Annotated in this window: 14 protein-coding genes and 1 tRNA gene; 8 read left to right on the top strand and 7 right to left on the bottom strand. The window is 59.1% G+C overall.

Annotated features, from left to right (window positions below; all coding sequences use genetic code 11):
• Window positions 1-115 precede the first annotated feature (115 nt).
• Window positions 116-1,951 carry a DNA helicase RecQ gene (gene recQ / locus ABJ076_RS19595; RefSeq protein WP_348192751.1) on the bottom strand — a complete coding sequence of 612 codons (1,836 nt, stop codon included), beginning with the start codon at window positions 1,949-1,951 and terminating at the stop codon, window positions 116-118.
• Between the two features lie 100 nt (window positions 1,952-2,051).
• A complete protein-coding gene (locus ABJ076_RS19600; RefSeq protein WP_348192754.1) occupies window positions 2,052-5,042 on the bottom strand; it encodes a bifunctional [glutamine synthetase] adenylyltransferase/[glutamine synthetase]-adenylyl-L-tyrosine phosphorylase in 2,991 nt (996 codons plus the stop codon).
• Between the two features lie 178 nt (window positions 5,043-5,220).
• On the opposite strand from ABJ076_RS19600, the gene ABJ076_RS19605 reads away from it, so the two are divergent.
• Window positions 5,221-8,349 (top strand): AsmA-like C-terminal domain-containing protein, encoded by a 3,129-nt coding sequence (locus ABJ076_RS19605; protein WP_348192756.1) that lies wholly within the window; start codon window positions 5,221-5,223, stop codon window positions 8,347-8,349.
• Between the two features lie 45 nt (window positions 8,350-8,394).
• Here the strand turns inward: ABJ076_RS19605 and tyrS are convergent, their stop codons facing one another.
• Window positions 8,395-9,642: a tyrosine--tRNA ligase gene (gene tyrS, locus ABJ076_RS19610; RefSeq protein ID WP_348192759.1), complete on the bottom strand. Its 1,248-nt coding sequence runs from the start codon at window positions 9,640-9,642 to the stop codon at window positions 8,395-8,397.
• Window positions 9,643-9,752: 110 nt separating this feature from the next.
• On the opposite strand from tyrS, the gene ABJ076_RS19615 reads away from it, so the two are divergent.
• Window positions 9,753-10,880 carry an anhydro-N-acetylmuramic acid kinase gene (locus tag ABJ076_RS19615; RefSeq protein WP_348192762.1) on the top strand — a complete coding sequence of 376 codons (1,128 nt, stop codon included), beginning with the start codon at window positions 9,753-9,755 and terminating at the stop codon, window positions 10,878-10,880.
• Between the two features lie 8 nt (window positions 10,881-10,888).
• Here the strand turns inward: ABJ076_RS19615 and ABJ076_RS19620 are convergent, their stop codons facing one another.
• On the bottom strand, window positions 10,889-11,557 hold the full coding sequence (locus ABJ076_RS19620) for an alpha/beta hydrolase (protein WP_348192764.1): 669 nt from the start codon (window positions 11,555-11,557) through the stop codon (window positions 10,889-10,891).
• Window positions 11,558-11,915: 358 nt separating this feature from the next.
• Between ABJ076_RS19620 and ABJ076_RS19625 the strand changes: the two genes are divergently transcribed.
• The 5 genes from ABJ076_RS19625 (at window position 11,916) to mnmA (ending at window position 15,793) form a co-directional block, all read left to right on the top strand.
• Window positions 11,916-12,329 carry an Rrf2 family transcriptional regulator gene (locus ABJ076_RS19625; protein WP_348192766.1) on the top strand — a complete coding sequence of 138 codons (414 nt, stop codon included), beginning with the start codon at window positions 11,916-11,918 and terminating at the stop codon, window positions 12,327-12,329.
• Between the two features lie 73 nt (window positions 12,330-12,402).
• Window positions 12,403-13,515 (top strand): cysteine desulfurase family protein, encoded by a 1,113-nt coding sequence (locus ABJ076_RS19630; protein WP_348192768.1) that lies wholly within the window; start codon window positions 12,403-12,405, stop codon window positions 13,513-13,515.
• Window positions 13,516-13,547: 32 nt separating this feature from the next.
• The gene (locus ABJ076_RS19635) at window positions 13,548-13,868 is read left to right on the top strand and encodes a 2Fe-2S iron-sulfur cluster-binding protein (protein WP_348192771.1); all 321 of its coding nucleotides are present in this window, start codon (window positions 13,548-13,550) and stop codon (window positions 13,866-13,868) included.
• Window positions 13,865-14,551 (top strand): thiaminase II, encoded by a 687-nt coding sequence (gene tenA, locus ABJ076_RS19640; RefSeq protein WP_348192774.1) that lies wholly within the window; start codon window positions 13,865-13,867, stop codon window positions 14,549-14,551. Before ABJ076_RS19635 ends, tenA begins: the two co-directional genes overlap by 4 nt.
• Before the next feature lie 66 nt (window positions 14,552-14,617).
• Window positions 14,618-15,793: a tRNA 2-thiouridine(34) synthase MnmA gene (mnmA, locus tag ABJ076_RS19645; protein WP_348202647.1), complete on the top strand. Its 1,176-nt coding sequence runs from the start codon at window positions 14,618-14,620 to the stop codon at window positions 15,791-15,793.
• Window positions 15,794-15,817: 24 nt separating this feature from the next.
• On the opposite strand, the gene ABJ076_RS19650 is transcribed toward mnmA, so the two are convergent.
• Complete coding sequence (locus ABJ076_RS19650; RefSeq protein WP_348192779.1) at window positions 15,818-16,399, bottom strand: YqaA family protein; 582 nt, start codon at window positions 16,397-16,399, stop codon at window positions 15,818-15,820.
• A gap of 144 nt (window positions 16,400-16,543) precedes the next feature.
• On the opposite strand from ABJ076_RS19650, the gene ABJ076_RS19655 reads away from it, so the two are divergent.
• Window positions 16,544-16,630 (top strand) — tRNA-Leu (locus ABJ076_RS19655).
• Between the two features lie 6 nt (window positions 16,631-16,636).
• On the opposite strand, the gene ABJ076_RS19660 is transcribed toward ABJ076_RS19655, so the two are convergent.
• Both ABJ076_RS19660 and ABJ076_RS19665 read right to left on the bottom strand, forming a co-directional pair.
• Entirely contained in the window at window positions 16,637-16,903 is a 267-nt protein-coding gene (locus tag ABJ076_RS19660; RefSeq protein ID WP_348192781.1) for a hypothetical protein, read from the bottom strand.
• Between the two features lie 18 nt (window positions 16,904-16,921).
• The gene (locus ABJ076_RS19665) at window positions 16,922-17,746 is read right to left on the bottom strand and encodes a MipA/OmpV family protein (RefSeq protein WP_348192784.1); all 825 of its coding nucleotides are present in this window, start codon (window positions 17,744-17,746) and stop codon (window positions 16,922-16,924) included.
• Window positions 17,747-17,807: the final 61 nt, after the last annotated feature.

The raw sequence follows: 17,807 nt of genomic DNA on the forward strand, positions 1-17,807 counted from the left end.
TGCTCTTTTGGGCGCAGTGGCGGGCACTGAGGCACTCCGTAAGCTAAGGAGGTGAAACGACCTCTTTAGATAGCAGGTCGGTGGTCATATTTCGAAACGTAGATCTGCCGCCGGATCAGGTTTTGTCCTGCTTAAGGATCAGATCAATGAAAGGTGCGGAAAATTTCTCCAGTTTTGCCTCGCCAACCCCATGGACCGCCGAGAAGCTTTCCTTGCAGGTCGGGCGCTTGGCGGCCATGTCGGCGAGGCTGCGGTCAGTGAAGACCACATAGGCAGGCACGTTGCCTTCCCGGGCGATTTCCGAGCGGAGCTGTTTCAGGGCCTTGAAGAGTTTCAGCTCCTGGCTGTTCATTGTCTCAGTCGGAACACTGGTGGAGCGTGCCGTCTTGCCCTGTCGTTCGCGGCGCAGGCTGTCCCGGCGGTAGCGGAACGGAAGTTCGCCGCGCAGCAAGGTGCGGCCTTTGTCGCTGACTGAGAGACCGCCAAAGCCCTGAATGTCGAGAGTGAGGAACCCGTTGGCGACGAGCTGGCGGATCAGGGATTGCCAGTCCTTTGCGTTATGCGCGGTTCCGGCTCCATAGGTCTCGACACTCTCATGGCCGAACTTGCGGATACGCTCCGTATTGCCGCCGCGCAGTACGTCGACGATATGCACCGTGCCGAAGCGCTCACCCGTGGCCTGAATGGTTTTCAACGCCAGTACAGCTTCGCCGCTGCCGTCGACCAGATCCATCGGCTCCAGGCAGGCATCGCAATTGCCGCAGGGCTCGGACTCTTCCCCGAAATAGCGCAGCAGGGACTGCCGCCGGCATTCTGCTGCCTCACAATAGGCGATCAGCGCGTCCAGCCGCTTATGCTCGCGCCGCCGCCGATCGCCGTCGTCATGCTCCTGGTCAATGAACATCCGGCGCATGCGGATATCGTCGAGGCCGTAGAGCATCAGAGCCCGTGCGGGTGCACCGTCACGTCCGGCGCGGCCGAATTCCTGGTAATAGGCCTCGACGCTGCCCGGCATGTCCGTGTGCAGCACGAAGCGCACATCCGGTTTGTCGATCCCCATACCAAAGGCGATGGTGGCAACCATGATGACCGCGCTTTCGGACATGAAGACGTCCTGATTGCGGTCACGCTCTTCTTTCGCCAGTCCGGCATGGTAGGGCAGGGCATTGAAGCCTTTCTCCCGCAGGAAGGCGGCGGTCTCTTCCGTTTTTTTGCGCGATAGGCAGTAGATCACGCCGCTTTCGCCTTCATGCAAACCAAGGAAATCCAGCACTTGGCGCTTCCAGTCGGAACGGAGCGTCACGTCGAGCCGGATATTCGGCCGGTCGAAGCCATGCACGAACATCTCCGCATCGCTGCGGAACAGCTTCTCGGCGATATCGAGGCGGGTTACCTGATCGGCGGTGGCGGTGAAGGCGGCAATCGGCACGTTCGGAAAGATGTCCCGCAGCCGGGCGAGATCGTCATATTCCGGCCGGAAGGAGGCGCCCCATTGCGAGATGCAGTGGGCCTCGTCAACCACGAGGAAGGAGAGCTGCAGCTTGCCGATAGCGGCCAGCATGCGGTCCGTCATCAATCGTTCTGGGGAGAGATAGAGCAAATCGACCTCTCCAGCCGCGACACGGCGCCAGATATCGACATTCTCCGCCCGGTCTTTCGCCGAGTTAATGGTCTCGGCCCGCACGCCCGCCAGTTTCAGGGCGGCGACCTGATCCTGCATCAGTGCAACGAGTGGAGAGACGACGACAGTCAATCCGCCGCGGACCAGCGCAGGGAGCTGAAAGCAGAGTGACTTTCCGGAGCCGGTGGGCATCACCGCGAGCGCATTGCGGCCACTCAGAATTGCGTCGACGACGGCTTCCTGGCCCGGTCGAAAACCGTCGAACCCGAATATCCCCTTCAGAACGCGGTATTTCTCGCTCTCAGGATCCGGGCGAACGGCATGCATCATCGGGAAAAAAGTCCAAGTCTGGTGGGCGCGCGCATCTATCGCGTCAAGATATTGTGATCTTGGTACAGGAGGACGGAGAGGCCCGCAACCATGTCCAGGCTCATTCCTGTGCTTCTGGATCGGGGCAAGGGAGTGCCGCTGCCGGGGCGTCGATCAGGTTAGCGAAAGCCTCACGGACATCGGCGCCACGCTTTTCGATGATGCGGTCCAGATCCTCGAAAGTCTCGACTCGGGCAATTCTGGCCAGCCGCGCCTTGAGAGCTTCGGGAGCGGATTGGGGATCGAAATTCTCATCCACGGTGAGGCGTAACACCCACTGAATTGCTCGCCACAGCCGTGTCGTCGCCGACAGATGGTCGGCCAGCCCGGTGTCCATCAGACCCTTTTCAGCCAGCTGGTCGAATACATCCGCCGTATTACCGGAGATCAAGTCTGGATGATCGCCGCAATGCTTCAGCAACAGGTATTGCGCCATGAATTCCAGATCCACCAGGCCGCCCCGCCAGTGCTTGATCTGCCAATGGGAGGTGCTGGGATGTTCCTTCGCGATTCGCTCTCGCATTGCCGAGACATCGCGAAGCAGCCTGTCCGGATCTCGCGGCGCGCCGAGCATTTCCCTGAAGAATCTGGTGAGTTTGTCCGCGAAGGTTGGCGATGCGGCGATGACCCGGGCCTTGGTCATTGCCATCCGCTCCCACGTCCATGCGTCAGCTCGATGGTATTTCTCGAAGCCCTCGTAGCTTGGCACCATCGTGCCCTTATTTCCGTTCGGGCGGAGTCGTGTATCGACGTCAAAGAGACCGCCTTCTGCTGTTTGCGCAGTCAGGGCGGCGATCAGTCGCTGGCCTAACCGGTTGAAGTACGTGCTGGCAGCCAGCGGTTTTTCCCCATCCGACTCGACATCGAAAGGGGCGTCGTACAGGAACACCAGATCGAGGTCGGAGCTGGCGGAAAGTTCCCGGGCGCCAAGTTTGCCGTATGCGATGACCGCAAGAGCGGGAAGCGGACAGTCCGGAATTCTGCCGTGCTGCTTCGCGAACTCGGCTTCGACCCGCGGCAGTAGTGCGGAAATGCCGGCATCCACGATATCTGACAGGCAGGTAGCGGCGCGCGAGGCCGGGACGCGGCCCTGCATGACCTGAATGCCGACCAGGAAGCGCTGGTCGTTGATCCAGCGCCTAGAGATATCGAGAACGTCCTCGTAATAGGTTGCTCTTTCCAGGTCCCTCTCAAGTTCCGACGCAAGGCTGGCCTTGTCGCCCAGACGGTCAGAGGGATCATGGGTCAAGACGCCCTCGAAGAGGGAGGGGTGTTGACCGAGCTGACGGGCGAGCGAAGGCGCCATGCCCATGATATCGGCCAGCATCTCCAGTAGGGGCGGGTTGGCTTGAAACAGGGAGAAAAGCTGGACGCCGGCGGGCAGGCCTTCCAGGAAACGGTCGAACCGCCTGAACGCCTCGTCCGGCTCCGGCGCCTGGCCGAACGAGGACAGGAGAGCCGGGGCGATTTCCGTCAAAATTTGCCGGGAGCGCTCGCTGCGCGTCGCACGATAGCGGCCGTGATGCCAAGCGCGGATTCTGGTGACAACGAAATCCGGATCGCCGAAGCCCATATCTGCCAGTGTTTTCAAAGTCTCCGGGTCGTTATCGACGCCGGTGAAGACGAGGCTACCTTCGATCTCGTTCCCGGAGGAGAGTGGTGCGCTTTCCTCGAACAGATTGCCGTAATGATGCGCGACGGTGGAGAGCTGATGGATCAGTTCCCGTCGGAACCGGTCTGTATCGGCGATACCGAGAAAGCCTGCGATCTGCGCGAGGCCTTCGGCTGTTTCGGGCAGGGAATGGGTCTGCGCGTCGTTCACCATCTGTAGACGGTGCTCGACCGTGCGCAGGAAGCGGTAGGCATCCATCATGGCCTTTGCGACGTCCGGTTTCACCCTGTCGAGCTGGACGAGCGCTTCCATACCGTCGTTGGTCTTCATGCCGCGCAGCCGGGCATCCCGGCCACCCCAGATCAACTGCTGGGTCTGCACGAAGAACTCGATTTCGCGGATGCCGCCGCGACCGAGTTTTACATTGTGACCCTCGACTTTGATTTTCGTGCCGCCCTTGTGGGCTGCGATCTGACGTTTGATCGAGTGGATGTCTTCGATGGCCGCGAAATCCAGATGCTTGCGCCAGATGAACGGGCGTATCCGGGTGAGAAACTCTACAGCCGCTTTTCTGTCCGATCCGATGGCACGTGCCTTGATCAGCGCAGCGCGCTCCCAATTCTGGCCCTGGCTTTCGTAGTAGATCTCGGCGGCGGCGGTGGATACGGCGAGCGGCATGGCACTCGCATCCGGGCGCAGCCTCAGGTCCGTCCGGAAAACATACCCGTCGGCTGTTCGCTCTTCGAGCATCCGGACCACCAGCCGTGTCATGGTCACGAAATGCTTCTGCAGTTCTTCGACATCCCGGTATTGCGGGACTTCGTTGTCATAGAAAACGATCAGATCGATGTCGCTGGAATAGTTCAGTTCGCGTGCGCCGAGCTTGCCCATGCCGAGGCAGATCAGGCCGGAGCCGTCGAGAATGTCTTCGCTGCCGGCGGTGGGAAGTTTGCCGTTGCTTGTTTGCAGATGCAGGGCGTGTCGCCAGGAGATGGAGATGGCAATGTCGGCCAGGTCGCTCAGAGCACCCGTAACCTGCTCAAGCGTCCAGACCCGGGTAATGTCGGCTATGGCCGTGGTCAGCGAATAGTGCCGTTTCAACACACGCAGAGCGGTCATCAGGTCGGCCGTACTCAGGGTGGCAGGATCGAGGGCGGCGGCTTCTTCCTTCAGGCGTGCTTCGGTCGCGTCCGGACCTTCTTCGAGAAGGGCGGCGGCGAATCCGATGTCCCTGATCATTAGCCGGGTCAGATAGGGGCTGTTTGCAAAGAGCCCTTGCAACAGGCGCCCACCGTTCCGATGTTCGGCTATGAAGCATGCTCTGTCGGTGAGGGCCTGGTCTGAAAGCAGACCGGGCTGTTCCTGCCAGCGCTCGAGGCCGACACGGGCCGCCTCGGCATCCGTTATTTCCGGGAAATGCTCTATTTGGTCCAGAAACACCGACGCCCCCGGTATTGGTTAAACTTGGTGAAGGGTGCGCACGGTCAGGACGGACGTCAACCGGACAGGCCTCCGGATCACCTCGTGTCACCACGATTTATAGTCATTATCGTCTTTAACGTCGCCAGTCGGCATACCCTATGATAAGCGGAACAATCCTGAGCCAAGAGTGCCCCGCGTGCTGATAAGAACCACCAAGATCGCCCTTGAAGTCGCAGCTGCGATCTTTGCCGGTATTCTCGTGCTCGCGGCCCTGGTTTTTTGGCGAGCCAGCACGCAGCCGGTCTCACTCGAATTTTTGAAGCATCGGGTTGCCGAAGCCCTTATCCCTGCTGAACGCGGCACAGCGTCGTTCGGTGCGCTCAGTATGGAATGGCGTGGCTGGAGCCGGTTGTTCGAGGTTCGGGTGACCAGCTTGCGCCTCAACAATCAGTCCGGCGGTCTCATCTTGTTTGCCCCGTCCGCGGATATCGCGTTGGCGGGGCCGCAGCTTCTGCTCGGCGAGATTGCGCCAGTCCATATTGCCATTGATCAGCCTGTCCTTAATCTGGAGCGGCGGTTCGATGGGTCCTATGCGCTCTATGGTGCAACGCCATCCGGCGGCGACGTGGATGTGGACGCCGGTAACCTTTTGTCTGTGCTGCAGGAGCCCCCAAAGAGCGAAAAGCAAGGACTGGCTGGTCTTGAGCGACTTGAAAGGTTCTCCCTGAGACGCGCCACCGTGCGCGTGAGAGACGACGCCGGACAATTCGGTAACATCAGAATGTCTGGTTTTGACGGCACGTTTGCGCGTGAGCGCAACGGCTGGCGCGTTGAAGCGCGGGCGGATCTCTCGGTAGGCGGCGACAGTGTCGAAATTCGGGGAGACGGCAATTACTTTTACAGAAGCCGCACGCTTGACGGTTCGGTTCTGTTTCAGGGACTGGCGCCAGACCTTGTTCTTTCCCGCCTTCCGGAACTTCCTGTCGATTTCTCTGTGTCGAGCAGGCTCAGCGGCAGCATCGCTTTTGCACTGGAGGACTTCCGCGCGCTGGAAAGCATCGATGTAATCGCGACCGCCACGAACGGTGCGATTTCTGTTGGCTCCGTCCTATCGGCTCCTCTTCCCTACGACAGCCTGCGCTTTCAAATCGGCTATGATGGCCGCGAAGATTCTGTGGCACTGCGCAATTTCGTCCTAGAGAGGGGCGAGATGGTTGCCATGCTGCAGGGATCTCTCACGGACCTGTCCAACCCTGCGCTGGAGCTTTCGACGAAGATCTCCGGCCTGCCGGTGGACAACATCAAGGATTACTGGCCCCCGGAGCTCTTTGAAATAGCACGTGGCTGGACCACGCAAAATCTGCAGGAAGGAACTATCACAGAGATCAAGGCCCAGGTGACAGGGCATATGGATGTCGGCATGGAAACCCGATTCAGGGACGTCGCCGTCAAAGGCGATCTGGCATTCCAGGATGTCACGGTGCATTATCTGCCACCGCTTCCGCCGGCACTTAAGGTTGGCGGCACGATGAGCTTCACGGAGAAGCGCCTCGATGTGGCTGTAACAACAGGGCACCTCGACGGGGTCACGCTGAAACGAGCAGATGTCTCGCTCACCGGCATTCACACAGTCAGCGATGATTTCGCGATGATAGATGCCGAAATCGACGGGCCGATCTCTGATATTCTCCGGGTGCTCGATACGGAGCCTTTCGGATATGCGCGCGCCCTTGGTCTTTCTCCTGATGAGGTTGCTGGAACGGCGCAAGGACGCATGCATTTTGAGATGCCGCTGCTCCGGGTTATGACGTTCGACATGGTCGATATTTTGGCGGAGGGACAGCTTTCTCAGGTCTCGCTGCCCACGCGCACGACGCGATTGCCATTCGATCAAGGGGAAATGTCCCTGAGGCTCGATAAGAACGGCATGCTGTTGGACGGCAGTGGCGCACTTTCCGGGTTGCCTATGCAGCTTGGCTTCCTGCAATCCTTCGACAAGGAGGCTGAGATCCGCCGCCGAACCCATGTCATTGTGAGGCCGGATACGGATAAACTCGCGGATCTGGGGTTCGACATCCGTCGCTTCGCCAGCGGGGAGGTTGAGCTCGATGCGACCATCGAGGAGGCGACCGATACCGAGGCGACAATCGATCTCGTCCTGGGATTGCAGAATACCGAGCTAGATATTGATGAGCTTGCCTGGGAGAAACCCTCGGGTGCTGCGGGAACGCTGCGGGCCAGTCTGAAGACGCGGAACGATGCGCTGGTCTCGATTGACCGTTTTCAGGTCGCGACTGGCGACCTTGCCGCATCCGGGGCCGTCGAGTTTTCAGACCAGACGAAATTGCCGCGCCGTTTGACGGTCGAGCGGTTGCAGATCGGCAAGACAGACCTGTCAGGGGTGATTGCCGCGGATGGAGACGGTGGACTCACCGCGAATATCGAAGGCCCGTTCGCCGATTTGCGCCCGCTTGTTGATCAGTTCGACGGGCAGTCGGGAGAGATAAATCTGCCGCTTGTCGTCAATGCACGAGTCGATCAGGTGCTGATCGGTGACCTCGATCCGATGGGCGATGTCACCGTCTTGCTGGAAAACGACGGAGCGGGGACGTTGTCTTTCGCAGCAAATGGATTGCTTGGAACGGAGCCGGTCGATTTATCCTATTCGACCGCTGACGATAGCGCGCAATTTGAAATCCGCTCCCAGAATGCCGGAAACATGCTGAAGTCGTTCGAGGGGTTTGACTCAATTGCGGGTGGGAAACTCGTTGCTTCGGGTATGCGCGAGGAGCGGGACGGCCACACGGGATGGAATGTCTCGTTGTCGGTTCTCGATTTCAATCTGATCGACGCGCCGGTTATGGCCCAGCTACTGAGCGCGGCGTCAATTGCCGGGCTGCCTTCCGTTGTGCAAGGGCGGGGCATTCATTTTTCCAGCCTCGATATCGGCATGCATGTCTCTGAGGAAGTGGTGGTTCTGGAGAGGCTTTTGGCGCGAGGCGCTGCGCTCGGTATTTCGGCTTCCGGGTCGATTGACCGCATTGAAGACGAGATGGATTTAAATGGCATGCTCGTCCCGGCCTACGTGCTGAACGAGCTCATCGATTCAATTCCGCTGATCGGCACGCTTTTAACCGGCGGTGAAGGCGAGGGGTTCCTGGCGTCGGAATTCGGAGTGACCGGTCCGCTGGAAAAACCGCTGGTTTCGGTCAACCCTCTGACTGCGTTGACCCCGGGAATCTTCCGCAATCTGTTCCGGTTTTCGGATGCGCCGCCCAAGGATCCTGAATCTGACGAGCCGCCGGCGGAAGATACCAGCCGCTAAACTGCGGCAGTTCTGTAAAACAGAAAACTGCCGCAGCCCAGTGAATCAGATTTCCAGCAGCACGTGCTTTTTCTTACCGGACGACAGTTTGACCACGCCATCGGTGATGTCCGCGTTGCCGAGCTTCAGTGTCTCGTCGGAAACGGCGACATCATTGACCCGGGCACCGCCATTCTTGATCAGCCGGCGGGCTTCACCGTTGGTCGTGGCAAGTCCGGCAATACGCATCGCATCGACAATCCAGAGACCTTCGGAAAGCTGCGACGCTTCGACGGAGACGCGTGGCAGGCTGTCGCCGAGAGTGCCTTGCTCGAAAGTCTTGCGTGCTGACTCGGCCGCTGTATCGGCTTCGTCCCGGCCATGTAGCAGGGCGGTCGCTTCGTTCGCGAGCACCTTCTTGGCGTCATTCAGCTCGGCGCCTTCCAGCTTTTCCAGCCGGCCGATTTCGTCGAGCGGCAGTTCGGTGAAGAGACGAAGAAATTTGCCGACATCCGCGTCCTCTGTGTTCCGCCAGAACTGCCAGTAATCGTATGGCGAGAGCCGCTCCTTGTTGAGCCATACGGCGCCATTTTCCGTTTTGCCCATTTTCTGGCCGGAGGCGGTGGTGAGCAGCGGTGTGGTCAGACCGTACACTGATTGTTGGTCGACCCGCCGGGTCAGCTCGACGCCATTGACGATGTTACCCCACTGATCCGAGCCGCCCATCTGCAACTGGCAGCCGTACCGTCGGCGCAATTCCAGAAAGTCATAAGCCTGCAGAATCATGTAGTTGAATTCTAAGAAGCTTAGAGACTGCTCGCGTTCCAGGCGCGTCTTCACGCTGTCGAAGCTGAGCATCCGGTTGACCGAGAAATGCTGTCCGATCTTTCGCAGGAACGGGATGTATTCAAGCCCGTCCAGCCATTCGGCATTGTCGCACATGATCGCGTCGCTGGTTTCCTCCCCGAAGCTGAGGAAGCGCTGGAACACGGTCTTGATACCTGACTTGTTGCGCTCGATGTCGTCGTCCGAGAGCAGCTTGCGGGCCTCGTCCTTGAAGGACGGGTCCCCGATCTTGCTGGTACCGCCGCCCATTAGGACAATCGGCCGGTGACCGGCCCGTTGCAGATGGCGCAGCATCATGATTTGGATCAGGCTACCGACATGCAGGCTGTCGGCTGTACAATCGAAGCCGATATAGGCAGTCACGACCTTGTTGTTCAGCATCTCGTCGAGTGCGTCATTATCGGTGCATTGATGGACGAACCCGCGCTCGCTCATGGTCTGCATGAAGCCCGATTTGAACTGGCTCATGGTCGTGTTCCCGGTGAAGATGTGTCAGAATCCAAGGCGCGAGCACTTAGCACATGGCTACCCCGGTCTCAACCGGAACCGCCGTTTTGCCGGGCTTTGTGCGTTCGATAATGAGTTTTCGCGGAGATGTCGTGGTGAACGGGCAGAAGACATACCGGGCAATCGGCCTGATGAGCGGTACCTCGATGGATGGGGTCGATGCGGCTCTGGTTGAGAGCGACGGCGAGGGGACAGTGCGCCGGTGCGGCTTTCTCAGCACGCCGTATCCCGATGATTTCCGGGCTCGGCTGCAATCCGTCATGGGCAATGTCGGCGATGTGCCCGGTGTCGCATCCGAATTAACCGAACGTCATGCGGAGGCTGTGTCTGCTCTGCTAAACGCTGAAGGTATGGAAAGCACAGAAATCGATGTTATAGGCTTTCATGGACAGACCGTTCTGCACGAACCGGCGCAGCGCCGGACGGTTCAAATCGGGGTGCCGGATATGCTGGCGCGTCTGACGGACTGCCCCGTTGTTTTCGATCTGCGGCTTGCTGACGTCGCCGCCGGTGGGGAGGGCGCACCACTTGTGCCGGTCTATCATCGGGCGTTGACGCGACGGCTCGGCTCCTCGGCCGCTGTGCTTAATCTCGGAGGTGTGGGGAACGTTACCTGGATCGACGGAGATGGAAGCGCTGGTCCGGAATCAATGCTGGCTTTCGATACAGGCCCCGCGAATGCTCTGGTCGACGATTTCGTAAGGGCACGGCGTGGCGAGCGTTTTGATGCCGGTGGCATTTTAGCGGCAAAGGGACGGGTCGACGAAGCACGTTTGGCGGATCTGCTTAGTGATCCGTATTTTGATCGTCAGCCCCCGAAATCTCTCGACCGGGACCATTTCGCGCGTCGCGCGACGATAGCTGTTTCTGGTCTGTCAGATGAGGATGGCGCCGCGCTGCTCACAGCGTTCTCGGCGGCCTCGGGCGCTCTGGCCGAACGGTGGTTCCCGCATCCCGCAAGGCAATGGATCGCCTGTGGTGGCGGCCGTCACAATGCAACACTCATGGCCATGCTGGCAGAGCGATTGAGTGCCCCCATTGCGCCAGCGGACGATCTTGGCTGGAACGGCGATGCCATTGAGGCCGAGGCATTTGGTTATCTGGCAATTCGTAGTTTGCAGGGAAAGCCGTTGACCTTCCCTGGTACAACCCGCGCGCCGGTGCCGCTGTCAGGCGGCACCTTGCACAAGCCAGACTGAGCCCGGCGTTATTTTGAGGCTTCGGCGAGCTGCTCGCTCTCCGGCAGGGATTTGTTCAGGTAGCCGGTGACCGCTTTGTTCACATCTTCAAGATGTTTGGTGAAATAATGGTTGGCGTTTTTCACCACGACATGGTCGATGACAATGCCTTTTTGGGCGGACAGCTTATCCACCAGTTTCTTCACTGAGTCCGGCGGTACGACGTCATCTGAATCGCCATGCACCATTATGCCAGAGGCCGGGCAGGGCGCGAGGAAGGTGAAATCGAACATATTGGCCGGCGGGGCAATGGAGATGAAGCCGGTGATCTCCGGGCGGCGCATCAGAAGCTGCATGCCGATCCATGCACCAAAGGAAAAGCCGCCAACCCAGCAATATGGGGCATTAGGATTGTAGGTCTGCAGCCAGTCCAGAGCCGAGGCGGCATCGCTGAGCTCGCCCTCACCACGGTCGAACACGCCCTGGCTTCTTCCGACTCCGCGGAAGTTGAAGCGCAAAGTCGAGAAACCGCGATTCACAAAGTTCTGGAACATGGAATAAACGACTTTGTTATTCATAGTCCCGCCATGCTGCGGATGCGGATGCAACAGCAGAGCAATGGGAGCATTTTCTTTCTTGCTGTGGACGTAACGTCCCTCAAGGCGCCCCTCGGGACCATTCATAATGACTTCAGGCATACGATCCGTTCCTCAACCGCCGGTATTCCGGCTCACCCGATCCGGTCGGGCGGATAATTGCTGACTGCTCACAACGAGCATATCAGGGTAACCCGTCTCTATCCCGGTTTACATTTATTGCGTATTAGCTGTAATCTCAATCTAACAGCAAGAGTCTGGCTTTAGCTTACTCGGGCTGTAAAATTCAAGTGTAGCATTGCAGCCCGTACGCGGACGCATAGGTCGATGCACATTGTGACCATAGAAAATAGGTCGCTATTTCGTAACTGAACGGACGGGACCTCCGTTCTACTGCAACGTTCACCGTTTGTTGGGGCCTCGGTGAGCTGTGACCATATCGGCACGGGGGTCGAATAACGTGAAGTTCAGTACTAAAGGGCGCTACGCAGTTATGGCTGTCTGCGACCTGGCCCGACATGATGATGGACGGCCGGTCTCTCTGGCTGAAATAGCCTCGAGACAAAAAATCTCAGTTTCATATCTAGAACAAATGTTCGCTCAGCTCCGCAAAGCCCGGTTCGTAAAGAGTGTGCGCGGGCCTGGTGGCGGCTACTTGCTCGCGGTAGAGCCGGCACAGATCAAAATCTCCGAGGTTATGACGGCGATCGAGCATCCGGTGCGAGGGAACCAGGACGATGATGGCATGTTCGCGACGAGAGGGTGCTCGGACGATCCGACGAAGCCTCTCTGGGAAGAAGTTGGGCGTCAGGTTCTCGGATATCTGGACAAGGTAACCGTTGAGGATTTGATGACGGGGCGTGTGCCGCACTGAGTCGCTCCTTTCTTGACGGTTTTGTCCCGCCTGCTTATCTCGGCTGAGCGATGGGCCGGGATTTGGGGCGACAATGTCAGACAGAGTCTATGCGGACTACAACGCGACAGCGCCGCTAAGGGGTGAAACCCGCAGTGCGATGATCGGAGCGATGGATGTAATTGGTAATCCATCCTCTGTTCATGGAGCAGGCCGTGAGGCCCGCGCGCTGATTGAGACGGCCCGCCGCCAGGTGGCGGGCCTGACCGGCGCCGCGCCGCAATCGGTCGTGTTCACCAGTGGAGGCACCGAAGCTTCGGCTCTGGCGCTCAAAGGCTGCGGACGCACCCGGGTTTTCACCAGCGCTATCGAACATGAAGCTGTCCTTGCGGCCGTGCCAGAGGCTGTCCGCCTGCCGGTCGATGCCGAAGGCGTTCTGATGCTTGATGCCTTGCAAGCCGCTCTTTCTGGCGGCGGAGAAGACTGTCTTGTCTCCGTGCAATGGGCGAACAATGAAACCGGTGTGTTGCAGCCAATCGAGCAGATCGTTGAAATCGCACATGCAAACGGGGCTCTGGTTCATAGTGACGCGGTCCAGATCGCAGGCAAGCTCCCCATCGATATGAAGGCCGCAGGTGTTGATCTGATGTCCGTTTCTGCCCACAAGATTGGCGGGCCAGCGGGTGTTGGTGCCCTCATCGTGCGAGAGGGGCTGGATATCAAAGCTATCCAGTCCGGCGGGGGGCAGGAGAAGGGGCGTCGCTCGGGCACGGAGAACAAGATCGGCATTGCCGGTTTCGGTGCCGCCGCGGAAGCCTCTTTGATCACGCTTGGCGACTGGCAAAGGGTTGCGGTGCTGCGTGATCGGTTTGAAGCAACGGTTCGGCAGGCCGGGAATGGCGCCCGCATTTTTTCGTCAGGAGTTGCGCGCCTGCCCAATACCAGCTGCGTGTCGATCCGAGACGCCAGGGGAGAGACCCAGGTGATTGCGATGGACCTTGCCCGGGTTGCCGTCAGTTCGGGCTCCGCCTGCTCGTCAGGCAAGGTCCGGCGAAGTCATGTGCTGGACGCTCTGGATCCAGGCTCCCCGGATGCGGAAACCGCGATTCGTGTTTCGATCGGGTGGGAAACAACGGAAGAAGATATCGACAGGCTTGTCGCGGCCTGGTGTGATTTGTACAAACGCTCATCAGACAATCAACAATAATCCGCCTACAGCGGAATCGAACGGAGAGTGATTTGCCCCGCATGATATTCATCGGCCGTGACGGCACCCGTCAGGAAGTCGATGCCCCGCTCGGATATACGTTGCTGCAGATTGCGCGTGAAAACGATGTTGATATCGAAGGCGCCTGCGAGGGGTGTCTCGCTTGCGCGACCTGCCATGTGCATGTTGCCGCGGAATGGTATGAAAAAATCCCCGCGCCAAGCGATGACGAGGAAGACATGCTCGATCTCGCTTTCAATATCGTTGATACCTCCCGTCTTGGATGTCAGGTCAGGATCACTGAAGAGCTCGACGGTCTGGTCGTAACATTGCCGCCGGATGGTACGGCGTGAGCGAGGTTCTTGTTCCTGAAGGTAGTTTTCTCGGCCGACTGATCACCGCCGCGCCAGATGCATGGCAGGCTTATATCGCGCACCCTTTCGTGGCGGGCATGGCGGACGGCACGCTGCCGGAAGCGGCGTTCAAGCATTATCTTGGCCAGGACTATCTGTTCCTGATCCATTTCGCCCGGGCCTATGGCCTTGCTGTCTACAAGGCTGACAGGCTTGAGGATATGCGTGCCGCCTCCGCCGTCATCTCCGGCATTCTCGACGTTGAGATGGACCTGCATGTGAAGTATTGCGCCGGGTGGGGGCTGACGGAAGCGGAGATGGCCGCATTGCCGGAAGATCCGGCCTGTATGGCCTATACGCGCTATGTGCTGGAGCGCGGCATGGCGGGCGACATGCTAGACCTGCATGTGGCGCTAGCGCCATGCGTCGTCGGTTATGGCGTGATCGGTGCCCAACTTGCGGCGGACCCGGCGACAAAGCGGGACGGCAATCCTTATCTCGCCTGGATCGAGATGTATGCGGGCGAGGAATATCAGGATGTCGCACGCGGTGCGGCCGCCCATCTCGACGCTCTCGCGGCCCGGCGCGGCGGTGAAGACCGGTTTGCCGAGCTAGCCAAAACCTTCGAGGCGGCGACCGTGCTGGAACGGGATTTCTGGCAGATGGGTCTGAATGCCGTCTGAGCGCGGATACAGCCATGCGCTGAGTTTTCTTGTCTCTACCGCCGTTTTTCCTATATTGCGCCCATTATGACTGCACACACGCTCAACTCGCTCGGAATTGCCAAGGCCCCGAAAGACACGAGGGTCGTCGTCGCCATGTCCGGCGGGGTCGACAGTTCCGTGACTGCGGCGCTTATGGCGGAGCAAGGTTATGATGTCGTCGGCATCACGCTGCAGCTCTACGATCACGGCGCGGCTTTGGCCAAGAAGGGCGCCTGCTGTGCAGGTCTCGATATCCATGATGCGCGCACTGTCGCCGATGCGCTCGGGTTTCCCCATTACGTACTCGATTACGAGAGCCGCTTCCGTCAGGAAGTGATCGATGATTTCGCCGACAGTTATTTGCGTGGCGAAACCCCGATCCCTTGCGTGCGCTGCAATCAGACAGTCAAGTTTCGCGACCTTCTGGCGACCGCAAGGGAGCTGCAGGCTGATGTGCTCTGCACGGGGCACTATGTGCGCCGGGTGGAGGGTGAGAATGGGGCGGAGTTGCATCGCGCCATCGACCCGCAGAAGGACCAGAGTTATTTCCTGTTCGCGACCACGCGTGAACAACTCGATTTCCTGCGCTTTCCGCTCGGCGGAATGGAGAAAGAGGAAACCCGCGAGCATGCTCGGCGTTTTGGTCTAGCGATAGCGGATAAACCGGACAGCCAGGATATCTGCTTTGTACCGAACGGGCGCTATGCCGAACTGGTCGAAAAGCTGCGTCCCGGCGCGGCGGAGCCGGGCGAGATCGTGCATCTGGACGGGACCGTACTCGGCCGCCACAAAGGCATCATTCACTACACTATCGGTCAGCGGAAAGGCCTCGGTATCGGCGGCCGCCGCGACGATGACGGCAATCCCGATACCGACGCACTCTATGTCGTCCGGCTAGACCCTGCGGCCTGTAAGGTGGTGGTTGGCCCGCGTGAGGCGCTGGGCCGCGAAATCGTCTATGTTGACCAGTTGAACTGGCTTGGAGATGCGCTGCCAGGAGAGGCCGGCATACCAATCGAGGTGAAGTTGCGCTCTGCTACACGCCCTGCAACGGCTCGGATCTATACGGACAGCGAAGGACGGGGACGCATTCTGCTCGATATGCCGCAGCACGGCATCGCCCGAGGACAGGCTGCCGTTTTCTATACTCCCGGAGATTCTACCCGGGTACTTGGCGGTGGCTGGATAACTGGTACCGAAGAGAGTGTTGCGGCAGCCTGACCCTCGTCAGAATCACAAAGAGTGTCAGGCAAGAAATTTGATCATCGCGAATCCGCCGACCAGCAGCAGGAAACTGGCTGTGGTCCAGAGACCGAGATTTTTCTCGATGGTCTTCTGCACGGCGGGCCCGAATTTCCAGCACAGAGCGGCGACGAGATAGAATCGGAGGCCCCGCGCCAGCACCGAAGCGATGATGAAGACGGCAAGGTCGAGATGGGCCACGCCGCTGGCAATGGTAATGACCTTGTAGGGAAACGGCGTGACACCGGCACCAAAGACGATCCAAGCACCCCATTCGTTGTACTGGTCGGTGAAGGAAGTGAATTTGTCGGCATAGCCATAGAATTCCAGCAGCTTTAGCCCGATGGTCTCGTAGAGCAGCGCGCCGATCGCATAACCGAACAGTCCGCCAAGGACGGAAGCTACGGTGCAGATGCCCGCCGCCCGCCAAGCATTACGCCGGTCAGCCAGAACCATGGGAATTAGCATGGTGTCCGGCGGGATCGGAAAAACAGAGCTTTCGATGAAGGAAATCAGCGCCAGCCAGTAATTCGCCCGCTTGTGCGCGGCGGCCCGCATCAATCGCTCGTAGGTCGCTTGCAGCATGCTGTCTGATGTCCCAAAACTCAGACCGGGTTTTCTCCGGCGCGAGGATCGCTTTACCAGTCGCCATGGCTGGCACGCAAGCTATCGGTTGCGGATTGACCGGCTGATGCTTTTGGCTATTATGCGCGCTCCTCGCAAATCGGGGCCCCTGTGGCGGAATCGGTAGACGCGGCAGATTCAAAATCTGTTTCCGGCAACGGAGTGGGAGTTCGAGTCTCCCCGGGGGCACCATTTCATTCAAAACAGTGCTTTCCCTCTGGCTGGGTTTAACTCGGCGGAGGTGATTGTCGCCGAGTTAATGCCGGAATTGTGGCGGGCGCTGTCCATGGCCCGATAGACGCGCGCGAACAAAAGCCCCAACTCATTGCGGACTTCGTCGAAGTCGGACCATTCCTCGAGCGCAGCCCAAATCATTTCCGCTGTAACCTCGATATCTGCGGCCGCCGCTTGGCGGTGTCCTGACAGACACTCCGGAGCGGCAGCTTCAGTCTCGACTCTATGCATGTCTCACGTCCATCTGGACTAGAAGCGGTAGCCCACGAAAAGTCCGGTCATGAACGCGTCGGCGGAGCCCTGTTCGTCCACGATCGGGCTGTCGGCGGTGTCGCCGAGAAGCCGGCTGTATCCAAGTCGTCCAGTGAGATTCCAGTTTTCGTTCACGGCGTAATTGACGCCGATTGAAAGGCTTACATCCTTGAACCCGGCGTCGGGGGTGTACTCCCGGTATCCGCTGCGGAGCGACTGACCTGAATCGATGCCGAAGAATGACTGGGTATAATTCTCATCGGCCCAGCTTGTCGCGATACCGGCTCGCATGGACCAGCTTTCGTTGAAACGGTGTTTGTACCCGGCCTCAAGCTCTATGGTCATGCCTTCATGGCCGTCGCCTACGTCCTGAAATGCTGTTATCCCAGCTGAGAACGGGCCGGCATCATAGCTAATAAATCCGCCAATCTCGGCGGAACCATCGACATTGCCAAGTCCCTTTAGCGCATCGTTATCATCCTCGTCCCGTCCCATCTGGTAGCGCACCAGCGGGCCGATCTTGAGCTGGTTGCCTGCGTCCGATCCGTTCCAGATCAGGAGGTTGGCGCCAAGCGACGGTCCGTCGAGAAATACGCGGTCCTTATAGCTGATTTTGACAAGAGGCAGCGGGTTGACCTCGTAGTCGTCGCTGCCTTCGTAGTCGGGCGTGGCTATGGCACCGGCGCCAATCAGCACGTCCCAGTCGGATGATGGTTCCTCCGCTAGGACGCTGCAAGAACCACCCAGTACTGCCAACCCGCTGATCATCAGCATCTGGACCGTCATCCGGGCGCCGAGCAATTTTGTAATCTGAAATCCCATACTGAAAATCCGTTCGCTGTTTGTGTCGCGACGGCAAGTTACGGATGGGCTCGCTGGAATG

Source organism: Nisaea sp., assembly GCF_039990255.1.
In the GTDB taxonomy this organism is placed as follows: Bacteria; Pseudomonadota; Alphaproteobacteria; order Thalassobaculales; family Thalassobaculaceae; genus Nisaea.

Bases quoted from the DNA above. Each gene is read 5' to 3' on its own strand.
- ABJ076_RS19620 (WP_348192764.1), bottom strand. From the start codon at position 11,557: ATGCCTGAAGTCATTATGAATGGTCCCGAGGGGCGCCTTGAGGGACGT.
- ABJ076_RS19665 (WP_348192784.1), bottom strand. From the start codon at position 17,746: ATGGGATTTCAGATTACAAAATTGCTCGGCGCCCGGATGACGGTCCAG.
- tyrS (WP_348192759.1), bottom strand. From the start codon at position 9,642: ATGAGCCAGTTCAAATCGGGCTTCATGCAGACCATGAGCGAGCGCGGG.
- ABJ076_RS19660 (WP_348192781.1), bottom strand. From the start codon at position 16,903: ATGCATAGAGTCGAGACTGAAGCTGCCGCTCCGGAGTGTCTGTCAGGA.
- recQ (WP_348192751.1), bottom strand. From the start codon at position 1,951: ATGATGCATGCCGTTCGCCCGGATCCTGAGAGCGAGAAATACCGCGTT.
- ABJ076_RS19615 (WP_348192762.1), top strand. From the start codon at position 9,753: ATGAGTTTTCGCGGAGATGTCGTGGTGAACGGGCAGAAGACATACCGG.
- mnmA (WP_348202647.1), top strand. From the start codon at position 14,618: ATGACTGCACACACGCTCAACTCGCTCGGAATTGCCAAGGCCCCGAAA.
- ABJ076_RS19630 (WP_348192768.1), top strand. From the start codon at position 12,403: ATGTCAGACAGAGTCTATGCGGACTACAACGCGACAGCGCCGCTAAGG.
- ABJ076_RS19650 (WP_348192779.1), bottom strand. From the start codon at position 16,399: ATGCTGCAAGCGACCTACGAGCGATTGATGCGGGCCGCCGCGCACAAG.